General features: G+C 71.8%; 14 protein-coding genes. 8 read left to right on the top strand and 6 right to left on the bottom strand.

What is annotated here, in order from left to right; translation table 11 throughout:
• The first annotated feature begins 192 nt into the window (after window positions 1–192).
• The 3 genes from pdhA to HFV08_RS07285 are packed head-to-tail and all read left to right on the top strand — an operon-like array spanning window position 193 to window position 3,916.
• A complete protein-coding gene (gene pdhA / locus HFV08_RS07295; RefSeq protein ID WP_168536989.1) occupies window positions 193–1,449 on the top strand; it encodes a pyruvate dehydrogenase (acetyl-transferring) E1 component subunit alpha in 1,257 nt (418 codons plus the stop codon).
• A 2-nt stretch (window positions 1,450–1,451) separates the two neighbouring features.
• A complete protein-coding gene (locus HFV08_RS07290; protein ID WP_168537211.1) occupies window positions 1,452–2,432 on the top strand; it encodes an alpha-ketoacid dehydrogenase subunit beta in 981 nt (326 codons plus the stop codon).
• Window positions 2,433–2,440: 8 nt separating this feature from the next.
• Complete coding sequence (locus tag HFV08_RS07285) at window positions 2,441–3,916, top strand: dihydrolipoamide acetyltransferase family protein (RefSeq protein ID WP_168536987.1); 1,476 nt, start codon at window positions 2,441–2,443, stop codon at window positions 3,914–3,916.
• Between the two features lie 229 nt (window positions 3,917–4,145).
• On the opposite strand, the gene HFV08_RS07280 is transcribed toward HFV08_RS07285, so the two are convergent.
• Window positions 4,146–4,415 carry a hypothetical protein gene (locus HFV08_RS07280; RefSeq protein ID WP_168536985.1) on the bottom strand — a complete coding sequence of 90 codons (270 nt, stop codon included), beginning with the start codon at window positions 4,413–4,415 and terminating at the stop codon, window positions 4,146–4,148.
• 266 nt (window positions 4,416–4,681) lie between these two features.
• On the opposite strand from HFV08_RS07280, the gene HFV08_RS07275 reads away from it, so the two are divergent.
• A complete protein-coding gene (locus HFV08_RS07275) occupies window positions 4,682–5,245 on the top strand; it encodes a dihydrofolate reductase family protein (protein ID WP_168536983.1) in 564 nt (187 codons plus the stop codon).
• Between the two features lie 260 nt (window positions 5,246–5,505).
• Here HFV08_RS07275 and aspS read toward each other — a convergent pair whose 3' ends face one another.
• Complete coding sequence (gene aspS / locus HFV08_RS07270) at window positions 5,506–7,269, bottom strand: aspartate--tRNA ligase (protein WP_168536981.1); 1,764 nt, start codon at window positions 7,267–7,269, stop codon at window positions 5,506–5,508.
• Window positions 7,270–7,545: 276 nt separating this feature from the next.
• Between aspS and HFV08_RS07265 the strand changes: the two genes are divergently transcribed.
• Window positions 7,546–9,804, top strand: a complete 2,259-nt coding sequence (locus tag HFV08_RS07265; protein WP_168536979.1) for an ATP-binding SpoIIE family protein phosphatase — start codon at window positions 7,546–7,548, stop codon at window positions 9,802–9,804.
• Here the strand turns inward: HFV08_RS07265 and HFV08_RS07260 are convergent.
• Window positions 9,714–10,868 (bottom strand): AI-2E family transporter, encoded by a 1,155-nt coding sequence (locus HFV08_RS07260; protein ID WP_168536977.1) that lies wholly within the window; start codon window positions 10,866–10,868, stop codon window positions 9,714–9,716. The two genes, HFV08_RS07265 and HFV08_RS07260, sit on opposite strands and share 91 nt — an antisense overlap.
• Before the next feature lie 231 nt (window positions 10,869–11,099).
• Here HFV08_RS07260 and HFV08_RS07255 point away from each other — a divergent pair, with 231 nt between their 5' ends.
• Window positions 11,100–11,378, top strand: coding sequence for a type II toxin-antitoxin system prevent-host-death family antitoxin (locus HFV08_RS07255; RefSeq protein ID WP_168536975.1), 279 nt, complete (start codon window positions 11,100–11,102; stop codon window positions 11,376–11,378).
• On the top strand, window positions 11,368–11,874 hold the full coding sequence (locus HFV08_RS07250) for a type II toxin-antitoxin system VapC family toxin (protein WP_168536973.1): 507 nt from the start codon (window positions 11,368–11,370) through the stop codon (window positions 11,872–11,874). Before HFV08_RS07255 ends, HFV08_RS07250 begins: the two co-directional genes overlap by 11 nt.
• 58 nt (window positions 11,875–11,932) lie before the next feature.
• Here the strand turns inward: HFV08_RS07250 and HFV08_RS07245 are convergent, their stop codons facing one another.
• From HFV08_RS07245 to HFV08_RS07235, 3 genes are all read right to left on the bottom strand, one after another.
• On the bottom strand, window positions 11,933–12,889 hold the full coding sequence (locus HFV08_RS07245) for a pirin family protein (protein ID WP_040251018.1): 957 nt from the start codon (window positions 12,887–12,889) through the stop codon (window positions 11,933–11,935).
• A 237-nt stretch (window positions 12,890–13,126) separates the two neighbouring features.
• Window positions 13,127–13,657: a hypothetical protein gene (locus HFV08_RS07240; RefSeq protein ID WP_168536971.1), complete on the bottom strand. Its 531-nt coding sequence runs from the start codon at window positions 13,655–13,657 to the stop codon at window positions 13,127–13,129.
• A 362-nt stretch (window positions 13,658–14,019) separates the two neighbouring features.
• Complete coding sequence (locus HFV08_RS07235; protein ID WP_040251012.1) at window positions 14,020–14,505, bottom strand: SseB family protein; 486 nt, start codon at window positions 14,503–14,505, stop codon at window positions 14,020–14,022.
• A 319-nt stretch (window positions 14,506–14,824) separates the two neighbouring features.
• Between HFV08_RS07235 and HFV08_RS07230 the strand changes: the two genes are divergently transcribed.
• The gene (locus HFV08_RS07230) at window positions 14,825–16,651 is read left to right on the top strand and encodes an acyl-CoA dehydrogenase (RefSeq protein WP_168536969.1); all 1,827 of its coding nucleotides are present in this window, start codon (window positions 14,825–14,827) and stop codon (window positions 16,649–16,651) included.
• Window positions 16,652–16,741: the final 90 nt, after the last annotated feature.

The raw sequence follows: 16,741 nt of genomic DNA, 5'->3' as shown, positions 1-16,741 counted from the left end.
ACTGGGTAACGTGCCCTGTGCAGGGCTCGCCGGAACGTGCGTTATTTCCTGTTCACTGCCTGCTTCCGGTCGAGCCGCACCCACCCCGTGCGCGGGACGGACAGCAGGCGAGCCGCCCTTCCCTGCTTCTCGGAGCCGGGGAGACACCGGTTCCCGGCAGATCCCGGGGGCCGGACCGACGGAGGAGCACACGTGACCGTGGAGAGCACTGCCGAGCGGAAACCACGCCGCACCGGTGGCAACCAGCGCGCCAGCGCGAAGAAGGCAGCCCCCGCTGCGAAGAAGGCAGCCCCCGCGAAGAAGGCAGCCGGTACGAAGAAGGCCGCCGCAGGCAAGACCGCGCCCGCCGCACAGCCGGAGACCGACCTCGTCCAGCTGCTGACGCCCGAGGGCAAGCGGGTCGAGCGGCCCGAGTACGAGCAGTACGTCGAGGACATCACGCCCGAGGAGCTGCGCGGCCTGTACCGCGACATGCTGCTCACCCGCCGCTTCGACGCGGAGGCGACCTCGCTGCAGCGACAGGGCGAGCTGGGCCTGTGGGCCTCGCTGCTCGGCCAGGAGGCCGCGCAGATCGGCTCGGGCCGGGCCACCCGCGAGGACGACTACGTCTTCCCGACCTACCGCGAGCACGGCGTCGCCTGGTGCCGCGGGGTCGACCCCACCAACCTGCTCGGCATGTTCCGCGGTGTGAACAACGGCGGCTGGGACCCGAACAGCAACAACTTCCACCTGTACACCATCGTGATCGGCTCGCAGGCGCTGCACGCCACGGGCTACGCGATGGGCGTGGCCAAGGACGGCGCGGACTCCGCGGTGGTCGCCTACTTCGGCGACGGCGCCTCCAGCCAGGGCGATGTCGCGGAGGCCTTCACCTTCTCCGCGGTCTACAACGCCCCGGTCGTCTTCTTCTGCCAGAACAACCAGTGGGCGATCTCGGAGCCGACCGAGAAGCAGACCCGGGTGCCGCTCTACCAGCGCGCCCAGGGCTACGGCTTCCCCGGCGTCCGCGTCGACGGCAACGACGTACTGGCCTGCCTCGCCGTGACCCGGTGGGCGCTGGAGCGTGCGCGCCGCGGCGAGGGGCCCACCCTGGTCGAGGCGTTCACCTACCGGATGGGCGCCCACACCACCTCCGACGACCCGACCCGCTACCGCCACGACGACGAGCGGCAGTCCTGGGAGGCCAAGGACCCGATCGCCCGGCTGCGCGCCTACCTGGAGTCCGAGAAGTACGCCGACGAGGCCTTCTTCGCGGAGCTGGAGGAGGAGAGCGAGACCCTGGGCAAGCGGGTGCGCGAGGTGGTGCGGTCGATGCCCGACCCGGACCACCTCGCCATCTTCGAGAACGTCTACGCCGACGGGCACGCGCTCGTCGACGAGGAGCGTGCGCAGTTCGCCGCCTACCAGGCGTCGTTCGCGGACACCGGTGCCGAAGGCGAGGGCAAGTGACCATGGCCGTGGAGAAACTCCCCCTCGCCAAGGCGATCAACGTCTCGCTGCGCACCGCGCTGGAGACGGACCCGAAGGTCCTCGTCATGGGCGAGGACGTCGGCAAGCTCGGCGGCGTCTTCCGCGTCACCGACGGACTCCAGAAGGACTTCGGCGAGGACCGGGTCATCGACACCCCGCTCGCCGAGTCCGGCATCGTCGGCACCGCGATCGGCCTGGCGCTGCGCGGCTACCGCCCCGTCGTGGAGATCCAGTTCGACGGTTTCGTCTTCCCCGCGTACGACCAGATCGTCACCCAGCTGGCGAAGATGCACGCCCGCGCGCTCGGCAAGATCAAGCTGCCGGTCGTCATCCGCATCCCCTACGGCGGCGGCATCGGCGCGGTCGAGCACCACTCGGAGTCCCCGGAGGCGCTCTTCGCGCATGTCGCGGGCCTCAAGGTGGTCTCCCCCGCGAACGCCTCCGACGGCTACTGGATGATGCAGCAGGCCATCCAGTCCGACGACCCGGTCATCTTCTTCGAGCCCAAGCGGCGGTACTGGGACCGCGCCGAGGTCGACACCGAGGCGATCCCGGCCCCGCTGCACGGCGCCCAGGTGGTCCGCCCCGGCACCGACGCCACCCTGGTCGCGTACGGCCCGATGGTGAAGGTCTGCCTGGAGGCGGCCGCGGCCGCCGCCGAGGAGGGCCGCTCCCTGGAGGTCGTGGACCTGCGCTCGATGTCCCCGATCGACTTCGACACCGTGCAGGGTTCGGTGGAGAAGACCCGCCGCCTGATCGTGGTGCACGAGGCGCCGGTCTTCCTCGGCACCGGCGCGGAGATCGCCGCCCGGATCACCGAGCGGTGCTTCTACCACCTGGAGGCCCCCGTGCTGCGGGTCGGCGGCTACCACGCCCCGTACCCCCCGGCGCGCCTCGAAGAGGAATACCTGCCGGGTCTGGATCGCGTGCTCGACGCCGTCGACCGCTCGCTGGCGTACTGAGAAGAGGCGTGACCACCATGACGCAGTCCCAGGTACGCGAGTTCAAGATGCCCGACGTCGGTGAGGGGCTCACCGAGGCGGAGATCCTCAAGTGGTACGTCCAGGCCGGTGACGAGGTCACCGACGGCCAGGCGGTGTGCGAGGTGGAGACCGCGAAGGCCGCGGTCGAACTCCCGATCCCGTTCACCGGCGTCGTCCGCGAGCTGCGGTACGAGGAGGGCACCACCGTCGACGTCGGCCAGGCCATCATCACGGTCGAGGTCGGCGGCACCGGCGGGGCCCCGGCCCCGGCCGCCCCCGCCGAGGAGCCCGCGCCCGCCGCGCCCGCCGCCGATGACGACGAGCAGCCCAAGGGCCGCCAGCCGGTCCTGGTCGGCTACGGCGTCGCCGAGTCCTCCACCAAGCGGCGCCCCCGCAAGTCCGCCCAGCCGGGACCGGCCGCCGCGGCGGTGCAGGCCGAGCTGAACGGCCACGCGGCCCCGGTCGCCCCGGTCACCCCGGCCGCGGAACCGGCACCCGCGCCCGCCCCGGCCCCGGCGGCTCCGACCGCCCCGGCCGGTGCCCGCCCGCTCGCCAAGCCGCCGGTGCGCAAGCTGGCCAAGGACCTCGGCGTGGACCTCACCACCGTCAGGCCCACCGGCCCGGACGGCATCATCACCCGCGAGGACGTGCACGCGGCGGTGGCTCCGGCGCCCGCGGCGGCCCCGCAGGCTCCGGCGGCGCCCGCCCCGGCTCCGGCCGCCGCCCCGGTCACCGCTGCGGCGGCCGGTGCGCGCGAGACCCGGATCCCGGTCAAGGGCGTCCGCAAGATGACCGCCCAGGCGATGGTCGGCTCGGCCTTCACCGCGCCGCATGTCACCGAGTTCGTCACGGTCGACGTGACGCGCACGATGCGCCTGGTCGAGGAGCTGAAGAAGAACCCGGACGAGTACGGCATGCCGGCGGGCCTCAGGGTCAACCCCCTGCTGCTCATCGCCAAGGCCCTGCTCGTCGCGGTCCGCCGCAACCCCGAGGTCAACGCGGCCTGGGACGAGGCCGCCCAGGAGATCGTGCTCAAGCACTACGTGAACCTGGGCATCGCCGCCGCCACCCCGCGCGGCCTGATCGTGCCGAACATCAAGGACGCGCACGAGCAGTCCCTGCCGCAACTCGCCCAGTCCCTCTCGGAGTTGGTCGGCACCGCCCGGGAGGGCAAGACCTCCCCGGGCGCCATGCAGGGCGGCACCCTCACCATCACCAACGTCGGCGTCTTCGGCGTCGACACCGGTACGCCCATCCTGAACCCGGGCGAGTCCGCGATCCTCGCGGTCGGCGCCATCAAGCTCCAGCCCTGGGTCCACAAGGGCAAGATCAAGCCCCGCCATGTCACCACGCTCGCGCTCTCCTTCGACCACCGCCTCATCGACGGCGAACTCGGCTCGAAGTTCCTCGCGGACATCGCAGCGGTCCTGGAACAGCCCAAGCGCCTGTTCGTCTGGGGCTGACCACCCTCCCGCCGAGCCTCCCCAGAGGCTCACCACACGGCGGAAACCGCGGCCCGGCCGGAGGATCACTCCGGCCGGGCCGCGGGCGTTGGGGGCTTTGGTGCCGGAACCCCCTGCGCATACGGAGTCACCGGGAGTGCGGCCACGCGCAGGCGCCGGTGGGGGAACCCGAGTTCAGCGGCCTTGCGGAAATGTTCGGCGTCGCTCGGAACGGACCTGCGGGAAGAAATCAAGAATGCGGGATATCCGGTTTCGCCGCGATCAGCATGTTCCTGGGGATCACCACAAGCCGCTCGTCCTCCCCGATGCTCACACCGGCCGGGAGCGACTTGCCCAAGGAATGCGTCAGATCCCGTCCGATGACGGCGACATCGCCGTTCTCGAGTTCCCAGATGTCGGGGCAGTCCGGGGTGTCCGTGGTGAGTCCCAATTCCTGCGGCGACTTCCCCAGGCGTCGTTTGAATCCGGTGGACGGATCTGCTTCCCAGGGCCGGGTCATGCGCCTCCCCGTTCAGTCGTACGAGCAGAGGGCACTCTCGGCCCCAGAGAGACATACCGAGCTCGGGGAAATCTCCGGCCCGAAGGGTGATCTCTGGTCGCGAGCATGCTCTTGGACGGTGTCGGCCACCGTAGCAACGGCGCGCGAAGGCAGCCAGGAGGCATCGAGGAATGGCCGGATGCAGCGCGTTGAGGTATGTCAGAGGCACGGCCACCTGCCCTGTGCTCCGGCCGGGAACGTCCAGCAGAATCGGTTGGAGGACTCCGATGCGCAAGGTGACCTATTCGATGGGGGTCTCGCTCGACGGGTACATCGTCGGGCCGGACGGCGGCTTCGACTGGTCGGAGCCCGATGCGGAGGTCTTCCGGTTCGTCACCGAGGAGATCCGGGGGGTCGCCGTCCATCTGATGGGGCGGCGGCTGTACGAGACGATGCTGTACTGGGAGACCGCCGAGCAGGACCCGGCGCTCGACGACTCCGAACGCGTGTGGGCGGCGCTCTGGAATCCGCTGCCCAAGGTGGTGTTCTCCAGGACGCTTTCGGCGGTGCGGGGCAATGCCCGGCTGCTCTCCGGGGGGCTGGCGGAGGAGATCGGGCGGTTGCGGGGCGAGCCGGGGGAGGGGGAGATCGCGATCGGCGGTGCGGGGCTCGCCGCGGAGGCCGCCGCCGCGGGGCTGATCGACGAGTACCGGCCCCGGGTCCACCCGGTGCTGGTCGGCGGGGGCGTCCCGTTCTTTCCGCGGAGCGAGCGCCGGGTGGATCTCGAACTGGCGGAGAACCGCACCTTCGACTCGGGGATCGTCTGCTTCCGCTACCGCGTGCGGCGGTAGAGGCAGTACGCCGAGCCCGTACGCCCGTAGAGGCAGTACGTCGAGCCCGTGTGCCCGCAGAGGCGGTACGCCGAGCCCGTGTGCCCGCAGAGGCGGTACGCCGAGCCCGTATGCCCGCAGAGGCGGTACGCCGAGCCCGTATGCCCGTAGAGCCGTATGCGAAAGGGCCCCCGGCCGTAACCGGAGGCCCCTCTCGCGTACGCAGGAACTCCCCTGCGAAAGCCCCTGCTTCGCCTACTTCGCCTGCTTCGCCGCTTCGGCTACTTCGGCTGCGGCTTGCGTACCGAGATGTTGAGTTCGCGGAGGCGGGACTCCTCCAGCTCGGTGGGGGCGCCCATCATCAGGTCCTGGGCGTTGCCGTTGAGGGGGAAGGAGATGGTCTCGCGGATGTTGGGCTCGTCGGCGAGGAGCATCACGATGCGGTCGACGCCGGGGGCGATGCCGCCGTGCGGCGGGGCGCCGAAGCGCAGCGCGCGGAGCATGCCCGCGAACTCGCGCTCCACGGTGTCGCGGTCGTAGCCGGCGATCTCGAAGGCCTTGATCATGATGTCCGGCTCGTGGTTCCGGATGGCGCCGGAGGAGAGTTCGACGCCGTTGCAGACGATGTCGTACTGCCAGGCCAGGACGTCCAGCGGGTCCTTCTCCTCCAGGTCCTTCATGCCGCCCTGGGGCATCGAGAAGGGGTTGTGCGAGAAGTCGATCTTGCCGGTCTCCTCGTCCTTCTCGTACATCGGGAAGTCGACGATCCAGCAGAAGCGGAAGACGTCCTCCTCGAAGTGGCCGGAGCGCTTGGCGGCCTCGACGCGGACCGCGCCCATGATCTTGGAGACCTCCTCGTACGCGCCCGCGCCGAAGAAGACGGCGTGCCCGGCGGCGAGGCCGAGGCGCTCGGTGAGGACCTTGACGTTCTCCTCGGTGAGGAACTTCGCGATCGGGCCGGAGAGCGAGCCGTCCTCGGCGACGCGGACCCAGGCGAGGCCCTTGGCGCCCTGCTCGACGGCGTAGTCGCCGAGCTGGTCGAAGAACTTGCGGGGCTGGTCCTGCACGGCCGGCACCGGCAGGGCGCGTACGTGCTTGCCGGCGAAGGCCTTGAACTCGCTGCCCTCGAAGACGTCGGTGATGTCGACCAGTTCGAGCTGGGCGCGCAGGTCCGGCTTGTCGGAGCCGTACTTGTCCATCGACTCGCGGAAGGGGATCCGCGGGAAGGGCGAGGTGACGTGGCGGCCGCCGCCGAACTCCTCGAAGAGCTCGGTCATCATCTTCTCGATCGGCTGGAAGACGTCCTCCTGCTCGACGAAGCTCATCTCCACGTCGAGCTGGTAGAACTCGCCGGGCGAGCGGTCGGCGCGGGCGTCCTCGTCGCGGAAGCAGGGCGCGATCTGGAAGTACCGGTCGAAGCCGGAGACCATGAACAGCTGCTTGAACTGCTGCGGGGCCTGCGGCAGGGCGTAGAAGCGGCCCGGGTTCAGGCGGGAGGGGACGACGAAGTCGCGGGCGCCCTCGGGGGAGGTGGCGGTGAGGATCGGGGTCGCCATCTCGTTGAAGCCGAGGGCGGTCATCTTCGAGCGGATCGCGGCGACCACGGCGGAGCGCAGCATGATGTTGCGGTGCATGCGCTCGCGGCGCAGGTCGAGGAAGCGGTACTCCAGGCGCCGCTCCTCGTTCACCCCGTCCTCGGTGTTGATGGTGAAGGGCAGCGGGCCTGCCGCGCCGAGCACCTCGACCTCGGCGGCCTCCACCTCGATCTCGCCGGTGGGCAGCTCGGCGTTGATGTTGTCGGCGCCGCGGGAGACGACCTTGCCGTCGACGCGGACCACGGTCTCCTTGGAGAGCTTGTCCAGCGCCTCGGCGGCGGCGGTGCCGGGGCGGGCCACGAGCTGGGTGATGCCGTAGTGGTCGCGCAGATCGATGAAGAGGATGCCGCCCAGGTCTCGGCGATTGTGCAGCCAGCCGCTCAGCCGGACGTCGCTGCCGACGTCAGAGGCGCGGAGCTCGCCGCAGGTGTGGGACCTGTACCGGTGCATCGTCGTTCATCCAGTCTTCGCGTCAGTGGGGTGTGCCCTGGGTTCGGGTGGTTCGGGTGGTTCCGGTCGTTCCGGTGCCTCGTGGTTCCGGGGCCGGCTCGCGCTTCGTGCGCCGGCGGTCCCGGTGCCCGGATCCGGCGGCCGGGTGGCGCCCGCCGGAGCCGTGAGACCCGTCAAGGTTACCGTCCGCGGCGGGCGCGGTTTCCGGTACGTACGGGCCCGCCCGGGCCCCGCTCTCGGTGGCGGCTCTCCGGTGCCTCTTCTTAGAGTGAGGCAATGCGCACCGATGATCCCTTCCATCCGGAAAGGGATGTTCTGGTGACCCTGGCCACCGGGCTGTGGCACTGGGACACCGCGGCGGGTGCCGTACGGCTGGACGCCGAGGCGGCCCGGCTGGTGGGCCTGCCCGCGCACCCGGTGACGCTCTCCGAGGCGGGCGCCCGCTCCCGCTTCCACCCGGTGGACTGGAACGAGATCGAAGGGGTGGTACGGCTCGCGGTCGCCGAGGACACCCTGACGGAGGTGCGGCTGCGGGTCATGGACGAGGAGGGCCGGGTGCTGCGGGCCGTCCGCAGCCGCTCCAAGCCCAGCCAGGACCCGGACACCGGGCACTACCGGCTGCTCGGCACCCTCCAGGAGATCAGCGAGCCCTCGGCGGGCGGCGGCCGGGCCCCCGTCATCGGCGACTGGCGCCGCGCCCGCGAGGCCTTCCTGCTCGACGCGGGCCGGGCGCTCGCCGAGGCGCGCTCCACCCAGGAGGTGCTGCGGGTCGCGGCGGGCCTGTCGATGCCGGGCTTCTCGCCGGACGGGCTCGCCGTCTTCGGGGCGGAGGGGGACCGGCTCACCGTGATCGGGCACCACGGGCACGCGGAGGGCGACGAGAACCCCTTCACCGCGATGCCCCTGGAGACCGACTACCCGGCCGCCGAGGTGGTCCGCACCGGCCGCGCCGTCTACCTGGCCTCGCCGGAGGCCTACCGGCGCCGCTATCCGGTGACCTGGCCGCTTGCCGAACCCTTCGGCCGGGAGTCCTGGGCCTTCCTGCCGCTGATCGTGGCGGGGCGCACCATCGGGGCGTGGATGGCGGCCTTCTCGTACCGGGTCTCCTTCACGCCCGACGAGCGCTCGGTGCTGACCACGGTGGCCCGGATGCTCGCGGGCGCGCTGACCCGGGCCAACACCGCCGAGACCGAGCGCGAGCTGACCGACGGGCTGCAGCGCGCGATGCTGCCCACCCTCGGCCCCCAGGTCCCCGAACTCCAGGTCGCCGCCCGCTACGTCCCCACCGGCGGCGGGCTCCAGGTCGGCGGCGACTGGTTCGACATGATCTCGCTGCCGACCGGGCGGATCGCGCTGGTGGTCGGCGATGTGCAGGGCCACGACGTGCGCGCCGCGGGGCTGATGGGCCAGCTGCGGATCGCCCTGCGCGCCTACGCCTCCGAGGGGCACCGGCCCGACGCGGTGCTCGCGCGGGCCAGCCGCTTCCTCGCCGGGATCTCCGACTCGGTCGCGCACAGCCTCAACCCGCAGAGCGAGGCCGACCCGGAACCCCGCTTCGCGACCTGCCTGTACGTGGAGGCCCAGCCCGGCACCGGGATCCTCGACATCGCCCGGGCCGGGCACCCGGACCCGGCGATCCGGATGGCGGACGGGACGGTGGTGCTCCGGCCGACCGCGGGCGGGCTGCCGCTCGGCATCGACCCGGACCCGGACTATCCGACCACCCGGCTGGTCCTGGAGACCGGCGAGACCATGCTGATGTGCACCGACGGGCTGATCGAGACCGGCGGGCACGATCTGGACTCCGGCTGGGCGCGGATCCGCACGATCATGGAGGAGCACCGCGGCGAGCGCCTCGAAGGCCTCGCCGAGGCCCTGGTCCAGGCGGTGCACGGCCCCTCCTCGCACTACACCACGGGGCCGCTCGCCGACCGCCGCGAGGACGACATCGCGATGCTGCTCGTCCGGCGCAACAAGCGGCCGCGGCAGCTGACCCCCGCCCGCCGGGTCGCCCTGACCGTGGCGCAGGCCGAGCCGGAGCGGGTCGCGGGCGCCCGCCAGCAGGTGCGGGAGGTGCTGCACGACTGGTCGGACGCGGAGCAGGTCGACGCGGCGGTGCTGATGGTCTCGGAGATGCTCACCAACGTCCTGGTGCACACCGACGGGGACGCCCTGCTGGTGGCGGTGGTCAGCGGGGAGGCGGGCCGGCGGCGGCTGCGGGTCTCGGTCGGCGACGGCAGCGACGACCTGCCGCATCTGCGCCGGCCCGGCGAACTCGCCTCCTCGGGCCGCGGCCTGGTCCTGATGGACATGCTCGCGGACTCCTGGGGGGTGGACCCGCAGGGCGACGGCAAGTCGATCTGGTTCGAGCTGCACGAGGTACGGGGGCGGGGGCGCCGGGCCCGCGCGGACGGCGGCCGGAGCGCGGCGGGCCGGACGGCCGGTCAGCCGCCCGGCGGTGGCGGTAGCGGCCCGGGCGGTTCCCCGGGGGACGCGGGCGGTTCCTCGCGGGACGCGGCGACGGCCGCCGAGTAGCGGCCGCGCAGCTCGGCGTAGACCCCGAAGCCCGCGGCGGTCATCGGCACGGCGAGCAGCATCCCGAGGATCCCGGCGACGGAGGCCCCGGCGGCGATGGCGAGCATGACGACCGCGGGGTGCATCTGCACGGTGCGGGACTGGATCAGCGGCTGGAGCAGGTGCCCCTCGATGACCTGCACGGCCAGCACCACGCCGAGCACCCACAGGGCGATCACGAAGCCGCGGTCGGCGAGCGCGACCAGGACGGCGACCGCGCCGGAGAGGAAGGCCCCGAGATAGGGGATGTAGGCGCCGACGAAGACCAGCGCGCCGAGCCCGACGGCACCGGGGACGCGCAGGACGAGCAGCCCCACGGTGATGAAGACGGCGTCGATGAGGGCGATCAGCGTCGTGCCGTGCATGAAGCCCTCGACGGCCCGGAACGCCCGGCGCGCCATGGCCTCCAGGAGCGAGCCGGAGTTCGCGGGCGCCAGCGAGTGCAGGGCGCGCACCGCCCGGTCGGAGTCGCGCAGGAAGAAGAAGAGCAGCAGCAGGGCGAGCACCGCCGTGGCGATCGACTCGCCGACCACGCTGATCCCGCTGAGCAGCCCGGAGGCGGCCGTACCGCCGAACTTCCCGCCGAACTCGCGGGCGCGGGAGGTCAGATCGTCCAGCGAGGTCCCCTCGGCGCCGAAGTGCCGGGCGACCGACTCGGCGGTGTCCCGCAGCGAGTCGACGATCTCGCCGCCGGTGTCGATCAGCGCGGAGACCACGATGTACACGGCCCCGCCGACCACCGCGAGCACGGCCAGCACCGTCAGCCCCGCGGCCAGCGACTGGTTGAGCCGCCGCCGCACCAGCCACCGGTACAGCGGTCCGAGCAGCGCGGCCCCGAGCAGCGCGAGCAGCACCGGCACCACGGCCGCCCGGAAGAACACCGTCAGCCGGATGACGACCACCGCGACCGCGGTCACCAGCAGGATCAGCAGGCACCAGGCCCCGATACGCCGCGCCGGCTCGGGCAGCAGCGACCCCCCGGCTCCCCGCCCCGCCCGCGCCCCCGCTCCCTGTGCCTCTGCCATACGGCCAGCTCAGCACGGCGGGCGCCCGGGCGGGGGCAGGCGGGGCCGGAGGGGGTGCGGATGGGGGAGGGGGCGGGGCGGCCGGTGAAACAGGGTGGTCGCTCTGTAGCACTGTGCGGCAACAGTCCGCAGGCGATGCACCCGTGAGCATGCAGCCAGAGGTGATCCGGCGTGATCTGTGGAGCAAACAGGGTGGTCACGCTGTAGCACCGTGTAGCACACCCGCGTACGATGGATCCCGTGAGCATCCAGCCAGAGGTGACCCAGCGCGATCTGCGCAACAGGTCCAAGGAGATCATGGACGCGGTCCAGGGCGGACAGGCGTTCACGGTGACCCGTGACGGCCACCGGATCGGCGAGCTGGTCCCGCTCCGGCGACGGCGCCGCTTCGTGCCCCGCGCGGAGTTCGCCGCGATGTCCCGGTCGGCGCCCGAGGTCTCACCGGAGGCCTTCCGGACCGACCAGGACGCGGTGGCGGACCAGGAGCTGAGCGACCCCTATGACCGCTGAGCGGACCGGGCGCGGAGACTCCGATGACCCCGGTGCCGCCGCGCCCTCGTATCGGCAGGGGCTGCTCGATACCAACATCCTGATCCAGCGGAGCCGGATCGCCGTGGCGGATCTCCCGGACGAGGTCGCGATCAGCGCGCTCACCCTGGCGGAACTCTCCGCGGGGCCGCACGCCGTGCGCAGGAACGGGGAGCAGGACCTCTACGACGAGCACGCCGAACGCGCCCGGCGGATGGACGTACTCCAGCGGGCCGAGAACGAGTTCGATCCGCTCCCCTTCGACGCCGAGGCCGCCCGCGTCTACGGGCGGGTCTGCGCCGCGGTCGTCGCGGCCGGGCGCAGACCGCGCGGCCGGGTGGTGGACCTCATGATCGCGTCCACCGCGATCGCCGAGGGCCTGCCGCTCTTCACGACGAATCCGGCCGACTTCGGCGGGCTCTCGGAGCTGCTGACGGTGGTTCCGGTGCGGGTCGGCGGCGGGGCCGGCCGGGGCTGAGCACGGCACGGCCCCGGTCGCCGCTCTCTCGCCGCGACCGGGGCCGGTGGCCCGCCGCTCACATCCCGTGCACCGCCGGAACGGTGCCGAGGCGGCCCTTCTGGAAGTCCTCGAAGGCCTCCTGGAGTTCCTGGCGGGTGTTCATCACGAACGGGCCGTAGTGCGCCATCGGCTCGCGCAGGGGGCGGCCGCCGAGGAGGACGACCTCCAGGTCGGGGGTGTGGCCGTCCTGCTTCTCGTCCGCGCGGACGGTGAGCGAGGAGCCGGGGCCGAAGACGGCGGTCTGGCCGCTGTGCACCGGGCGGCGCTCGGCGCCCGCGCTGCCCGCTCCGGCGAGGACGTAGGCGAGGCCGTTGAAGTCCGCGCGCCAGGGCAGGGTGACCTCGGCGCCGGGGCGGACCGTCGCGTGGACCATGGTGATCGGGGTGTGGGTGATGCCGGGGCCCTCGTGGCCGTCCAGCTCACCGGCGATCACGCGCAGCAGCGCGCCGCCGTCCGGGGAGCTGAGCAGCTGGACCTGGCCGCCGCGGATGTCCTGGTAGCGGGGGTCCATCATCTTGTCCTTGGCGGGCAGGTTCACCCACAGCTGGAGGCCGTGGAAGAGGCCGCCGGAGACGACGAGCTCCTCGGGCGGCGCCTCGATGTGGAGCAGCCCGGACCCGGCGGTCATCCACTGGGTGTCGCCGTTGTTCAGGGTGCCGCCGCCCCCGTTGGTGTCCTGGTGCACGAAGCTTCCGTCGATGAGGTACGTGACGGTCTCGAAGCCGCGGTGGGGGTGCCACGGGGTGCCCTTGGGCTCGCCGGGCGCGTAGTCCACCTCGCCCATCTGGTCCATCATGATGAACGGGTCGAGGTGCTTGTAGGCGAGCCCGGCGAAGGCCCGGCGCACCGGGAATCCCTCGCCCTCGAAACCGCTGGGCGCGGTGCTCACGGCCAGCACCTTGCGGGCGGTGGCCTCGGCCGGGGCGGCGACCCGGGGCAGGGTCAGCGGGTTCTCTACGGTCACTGCGGGCATGGTCCGTACCTCCTTGTGCGCCGAGTTTAGTTGAACTCTGAACTTTCTGTCGAGGGGAACCGCACCCGGTGCCGGGGTATTCCCGCGCCCTGGCGCCCCTGTCCCCGGCACCGCGCCCGGACAGCGCGAAGGCCCCCGCGGGCGGAGGGATCCGCTCGCGGGGGCCGTACTCGGCTGTGCGGTGTTCGGCTGTGCTGTGCTGTGCTGTGCCCGGCCGGGGCGGCCGGACCCGGTGGGTCAGCCGCACATGGTGGGTGCCATGACCTCGTCCGGGCTGTTCCAGCTCATGCAGGCGTAGCCGGAGTGGCCGTACCAGTTGTGGCCGAACTCGTGGGCGGCGAGCAGCTGGAAGTCGCTGGCCAGCGTGGAGAGCGTGATCTTCTGGCCGGCGCCCCAGTTGCAGCCTATGACCCCGCCGGCCTGGTAGACCGGCTCGGAGCCGCGGGCGCCGCAGCCCTCGACGTAGCCGCTGACGCAGTTGACCGGGGTGCCGGAGCCCTCGGTGGCGCCGCCCCAGTAGTTGGCGCCGCCGCGGATCGCGCCTTCCCGGCCGCCACAGGAGCCGTCGATGACGTAGCCCCAGGCCGCGGCCTTTCTGGCGTCCGCCTGCGGGGCGGACTTCGCCGCCTGCGCCGTGCTCGCGTCCGCCGAGCGGGTCGTGGTGGCGCGGGCCGGGGCGCTGTCGGCGTTGTCGGCCGCGGCGGGCACCGTGAGGGCCACGGCGGCGACGAGTGCGGCTCCGACCGCCGTGGCGATTCGTGTGAGCATGACAAGTCTCCTCATGAGTGGGGGGAGAGACGCCCTGCCCGGGGCCCGTCCTGGGGCCGCGGACGTGTGCGCCGGACCGGAACAGGGGTATTCCGGCCGCCCGGCCGGGGGTTGGGGGCATCCGGCCGGTTGCCAGGAAGTTAGAGCCCCGCACCGCGCCCGCCCATCCGGGAGGGGCCTGCTACGGATACGTAAGAAAAGAGCGCGCGAGGTCAGGGCACCGGCGCGCGGCCGGACGCGGGGGCGCAGCGGCGCCCGCCCTCAACCGGGCGGAGGAGAAGGGGAGTTGGCCGCAGGCGCGGTGACCGGGGCGCAGGCGCGCGGAGGGGGAGCGGTGCTGCGCGCCCGGGGGGAGGCGGACCTCAGCCGTACATCCGGCGCATCGCGAAGTCGACCATCTGCTCCACGGCCTTGGCGTCGAAGACCATGCGGTGCTCGCCCTCCATGTCCAGGACGAAGCCGTAGCCGGTCGGCAGCAGGTCGATCACCTCGGCGCCGGTGATCACGAAGTACTTGGACTCCTTGCCCGCGTACCGGCGCAGCTCCTTCAGCGAGGTGAACATCGGGATCACCGGCTGCTGGGTGTTGTGCAGGGCGAGGAAGCCGGGGTTGTCGCCGCGCGGGCAGTACACCTTGGCGGTGGAGAAGATCTGCTGGAAGTCCTCGGCCGCCATGGAGCCCGTGGTGAAGGCCCGCACCGCGTCGGCGAGCGAGGGCGGGGAGGGCTCGGGGTAGAGCGGCGGCGGCTGCTGGCCGTACCCGCCGGGGGCCTGCTGTGGCGGCGGCTGGGGCGGCGCGTACTGCTGCCCCTGGGCCGTGGGCCCCGCGTGCTGGTCGTAGCCGTACATGGCGCACAGAGTACCGAGCGGGGGTACGTGCCGGGGAGCGGACCGGGGCGGCGGGGGCGGATCCCGGCCAGCGGGCCGGATCCGCGGTCCGGTCCGGGTAGACCACCTCACACTTCGCCGCGCGGGCTTGCGCGTTATTACCGGTGGGTAGCATCATCATGGCTACGACTGCCGACAGGTGGTCGCCACCGACCACCGAACCGGTCACACCGTCACCGGACGCACCGTCACAGGGTCAGCACGAGGAACCGCCGTCCGCGGCCGGCACCCCCGCCCGGGGCGCCGTGCGCCACCGCAATTGAATTCGGAGCTTTACGCCATGGGGCACTACAAGTCGAATCTCCGTGACATCGAGTTCAACCTCTTCGAGGTGCTCGGCCGCGACAAGCTGTACGGCACCGGCCCGTTCGCGGAGATGGACACCGACACCGTCAAGAGCATCCTCTCCGAGATCAACCGCCTCGCCGAGAACGAGCTCGCGGAGTCCTACGCCGACGCGGACCGCAACCCGCCGGTCTTCGACCCGGCGACGAACACCGCGCCCGTCCCCGAGTCCTTCCGCAAGAGCTACAAGGCCTTCATGGACTCCGAGTACTGGCGCCTCGGCCTGCCCGAGGAGATCGGCGGCACCAGCACCCCGCCGTCCGTGATCTGGGCGTACGCGGAGCTGCTCCTCGGCGCGAACCCGGCGATCTGGATGTACTCCTCCGGCCCGGCCTTCGCGCGGATCCTCTTCGAGGAGGGCACCCCGCAGCAGCAGGAGATCGCGAAGATCGCGGTCGAGAAGACCTGGGGCGCCACCATGGTGCTCACCGAGCCGGACGCCGGTTCGGACGTGGGCGCCGGCCGCACCAAGGCCGTGCAGCAGGAGGACGGCTCCTGGCACATCGAGGGCGTGAAGCGGTTCATCACCTCCGGTGAGCACGACATGGAGGAGAACATCATCCACTACGTGCTCGCCCGCCCCGAGGGCGCGGGACCGGGCACCAAGGGCCTCTCCCTCTTCCTCGTGCCGAAGTTCCTCTTCGACTTCGAGACCGGCGAGCTGGGCGAGCGCAACGGCGTCTACGCCACCAACGTCGAGCACAAGATGGGCCTGAAGGCCTCCAACACCTGCGAGATGACCTTCGGCGACAAGCACCCCGCCAAGGGCTGGCTGATCGGCGACAAGCACGACGGCATCCGCCAGATGTTCCGCATCATCGAGTTCGCCCGCATGATGGTCGGCACGAAGGCGATCTCCACCCTCTCCACCGGCTACCTCAACGCCCTGGAGTACGCCAAGGAGCGCGTGCAGGGCCCCGACCTCGCGCAGTTCATGGACAAGACCGCGCCCAAGGTCACCATCACCCACCACCCCGACGTGCGCCGCTCGCTGATGACGCAGAAGGCGTACGCGGAGGGCATGCGCGCCCTGGTGCTGCACACCGCGACCGTGCAGGACGCGATCGCGCTCGGCGAGGCCAACGGCGACGACGTCACCGAGCTGAGCAACCTCAACGACCTGCTGCTGCCGATCGTGAAGGGCTACGGCTCGGAGAAGGCCTACGAGCAGCTCGCGCAGTCCCTGCAGACCTTCGGCGGCTCCGGCTACCTGCAGGAGTACCCGATCGAGCAGTACATCCGGGACGCCAAGATCGACACCCTCTACGAGGGCACCACCGCGATCCAGGGCCAGGACTACTTCTTCCGGAAGATCGTCCGCAACCAGGGCGCCGCGCTGAACTCGCTCGCCGAGGACATCAAGAAGTTCCTCGCCGAGGCCTCCGGCGGCGAGGAGCTCGCCGAGGCGCGCGAGCAGCTCGGCAAGGCCGCGGTCGACCTGGAGTCCATCGTCGGCACCATGCTGACCGACCTCGCGGGCACCGAGAAGGACGTCAAGTCCATCTACAAGGTCGGCCTCAACGCCACCCGCCTGCTGCTCGCCTCCGGCGACGTGGTCGTCGGCTACCTGCTGCTGCGCGGCGCGGCCGTCGCCGCCGAGAAGCTGCCGAGCGCCTCCAGCAAGGACAAGGCCTTCTACCAGGGCAAGATCGCCGCGGCCAAGTTCTTCGCCGCGAACATCCTCTCGGGCCTGGCGCTCCAGCGTCAGCTCTCCGAGTCGGTGGACCTCGGCCTGATGGAGCTGGACGAAGCGGCCTTCTGAGCGCCCGTCACCCCTCAGCGCCCGTGCGCCAAGGGCCCGTTCCCGGACATCGGGGACGGGCCCTCGGCCGTGCGGGCGGCCGGACGAATG

Origin of the sequence: Streptomyces physcomitrii, from assembly GCF_012273655.1 — a bacterium.
Taxonomy (GTDB): Bacteria; Actinomycetota; Actinomycetes; order Streptomycetales; family Streptomycetaceae; genus Streptomyces; species Streptomyces physcomitrii.
Note: the sequence above shows the minus strand (reverse complement) of the source record. Positions and strands in the feature narration are given on the sequence as shown.

Coding starts and splice junctions, on each gene's coding strand:
- HFV08_RS07260 (WP_168536977.1), bottom strand. CDS start 10,868: ATGGCAGAGGCACAGGGAGCGGGGGCGCGGGCGGGGCGGGGAGCCGGG.
- HFV08_RS07230 (WP_168536969.1), top strand. CDS start 14,825: ATGGGGCACTACAAGTCGAATCTCCGTGACATCGAGTTCAACCTCTTC.
- HFV08_RS07265 (WP_168536979.1), top strand. CDS start 7,546: ATGCGCACCGATGATCCCTTCCATCCGGAAAGGGATGTTCTGGTGACC.
- HFV08_RS07255 (WP_168536975.1), top strand. CDS start 11,100: ATGGATCCCGTGAGCATCCAGCCAGAGGTGACCCAGCGCGATCTGCGC.
- HFV08_RS07250 (WP_168536973.1), top strand. CDS start 11,368: ATGACCGCTGAGCGGACCGGGCGCGGAGACTCCGATGACCCCGGTGCC.
- HFV08_RS07290 (WP_168537211.1), top strand. CDS start 1,452: ATGGCCGTGGAGAAACTCCCCCTCGCCAAGGCGATCAACGTCTCGCTG.
- HFV08_RS07235 (WP_040251012.1), bottom strand. CDS start 14,505: ATGTACGGCTACGACCAGCACGCGGGGCCCACGGCCCAGGGGCAGCAG.
- aspS (WP_168536981.1), bottom strand. CDS start 7,269: ATGCACCGGTACAGGTCCCACACCTGCGGCGAGCTCCGCGCCTCTGAC.
- HFV08_RS07275 (WP_168536983.1), top strand. CDS start 4,682: ATGCGCAAGGTGACCTATTCGATGGGGGTCTCGCTCGACGGGTACATC.
- HFV08_RS07240 (WP_168536971.1), bottom strand. CDS start 13,657: ATGCTCACACGAATCGCCACGGCGGTCGGAGCCGCACTCGTCGCCGCC.
- HFV08_RS07280 (WP_168536985.1), bottom strand. CDS start 4,415: ATGACCCGGCCCTGGGAAGCAGATCCGTCCACCGGATTCAAACGACGC.
- HFV08_RS07245 (WP_040251018.1), bottom strand. CDS start 12,889: ATGCCCGCAGTGACCGTAGAGAACCCGCTGACCCTGCCCCGGGTCGCC.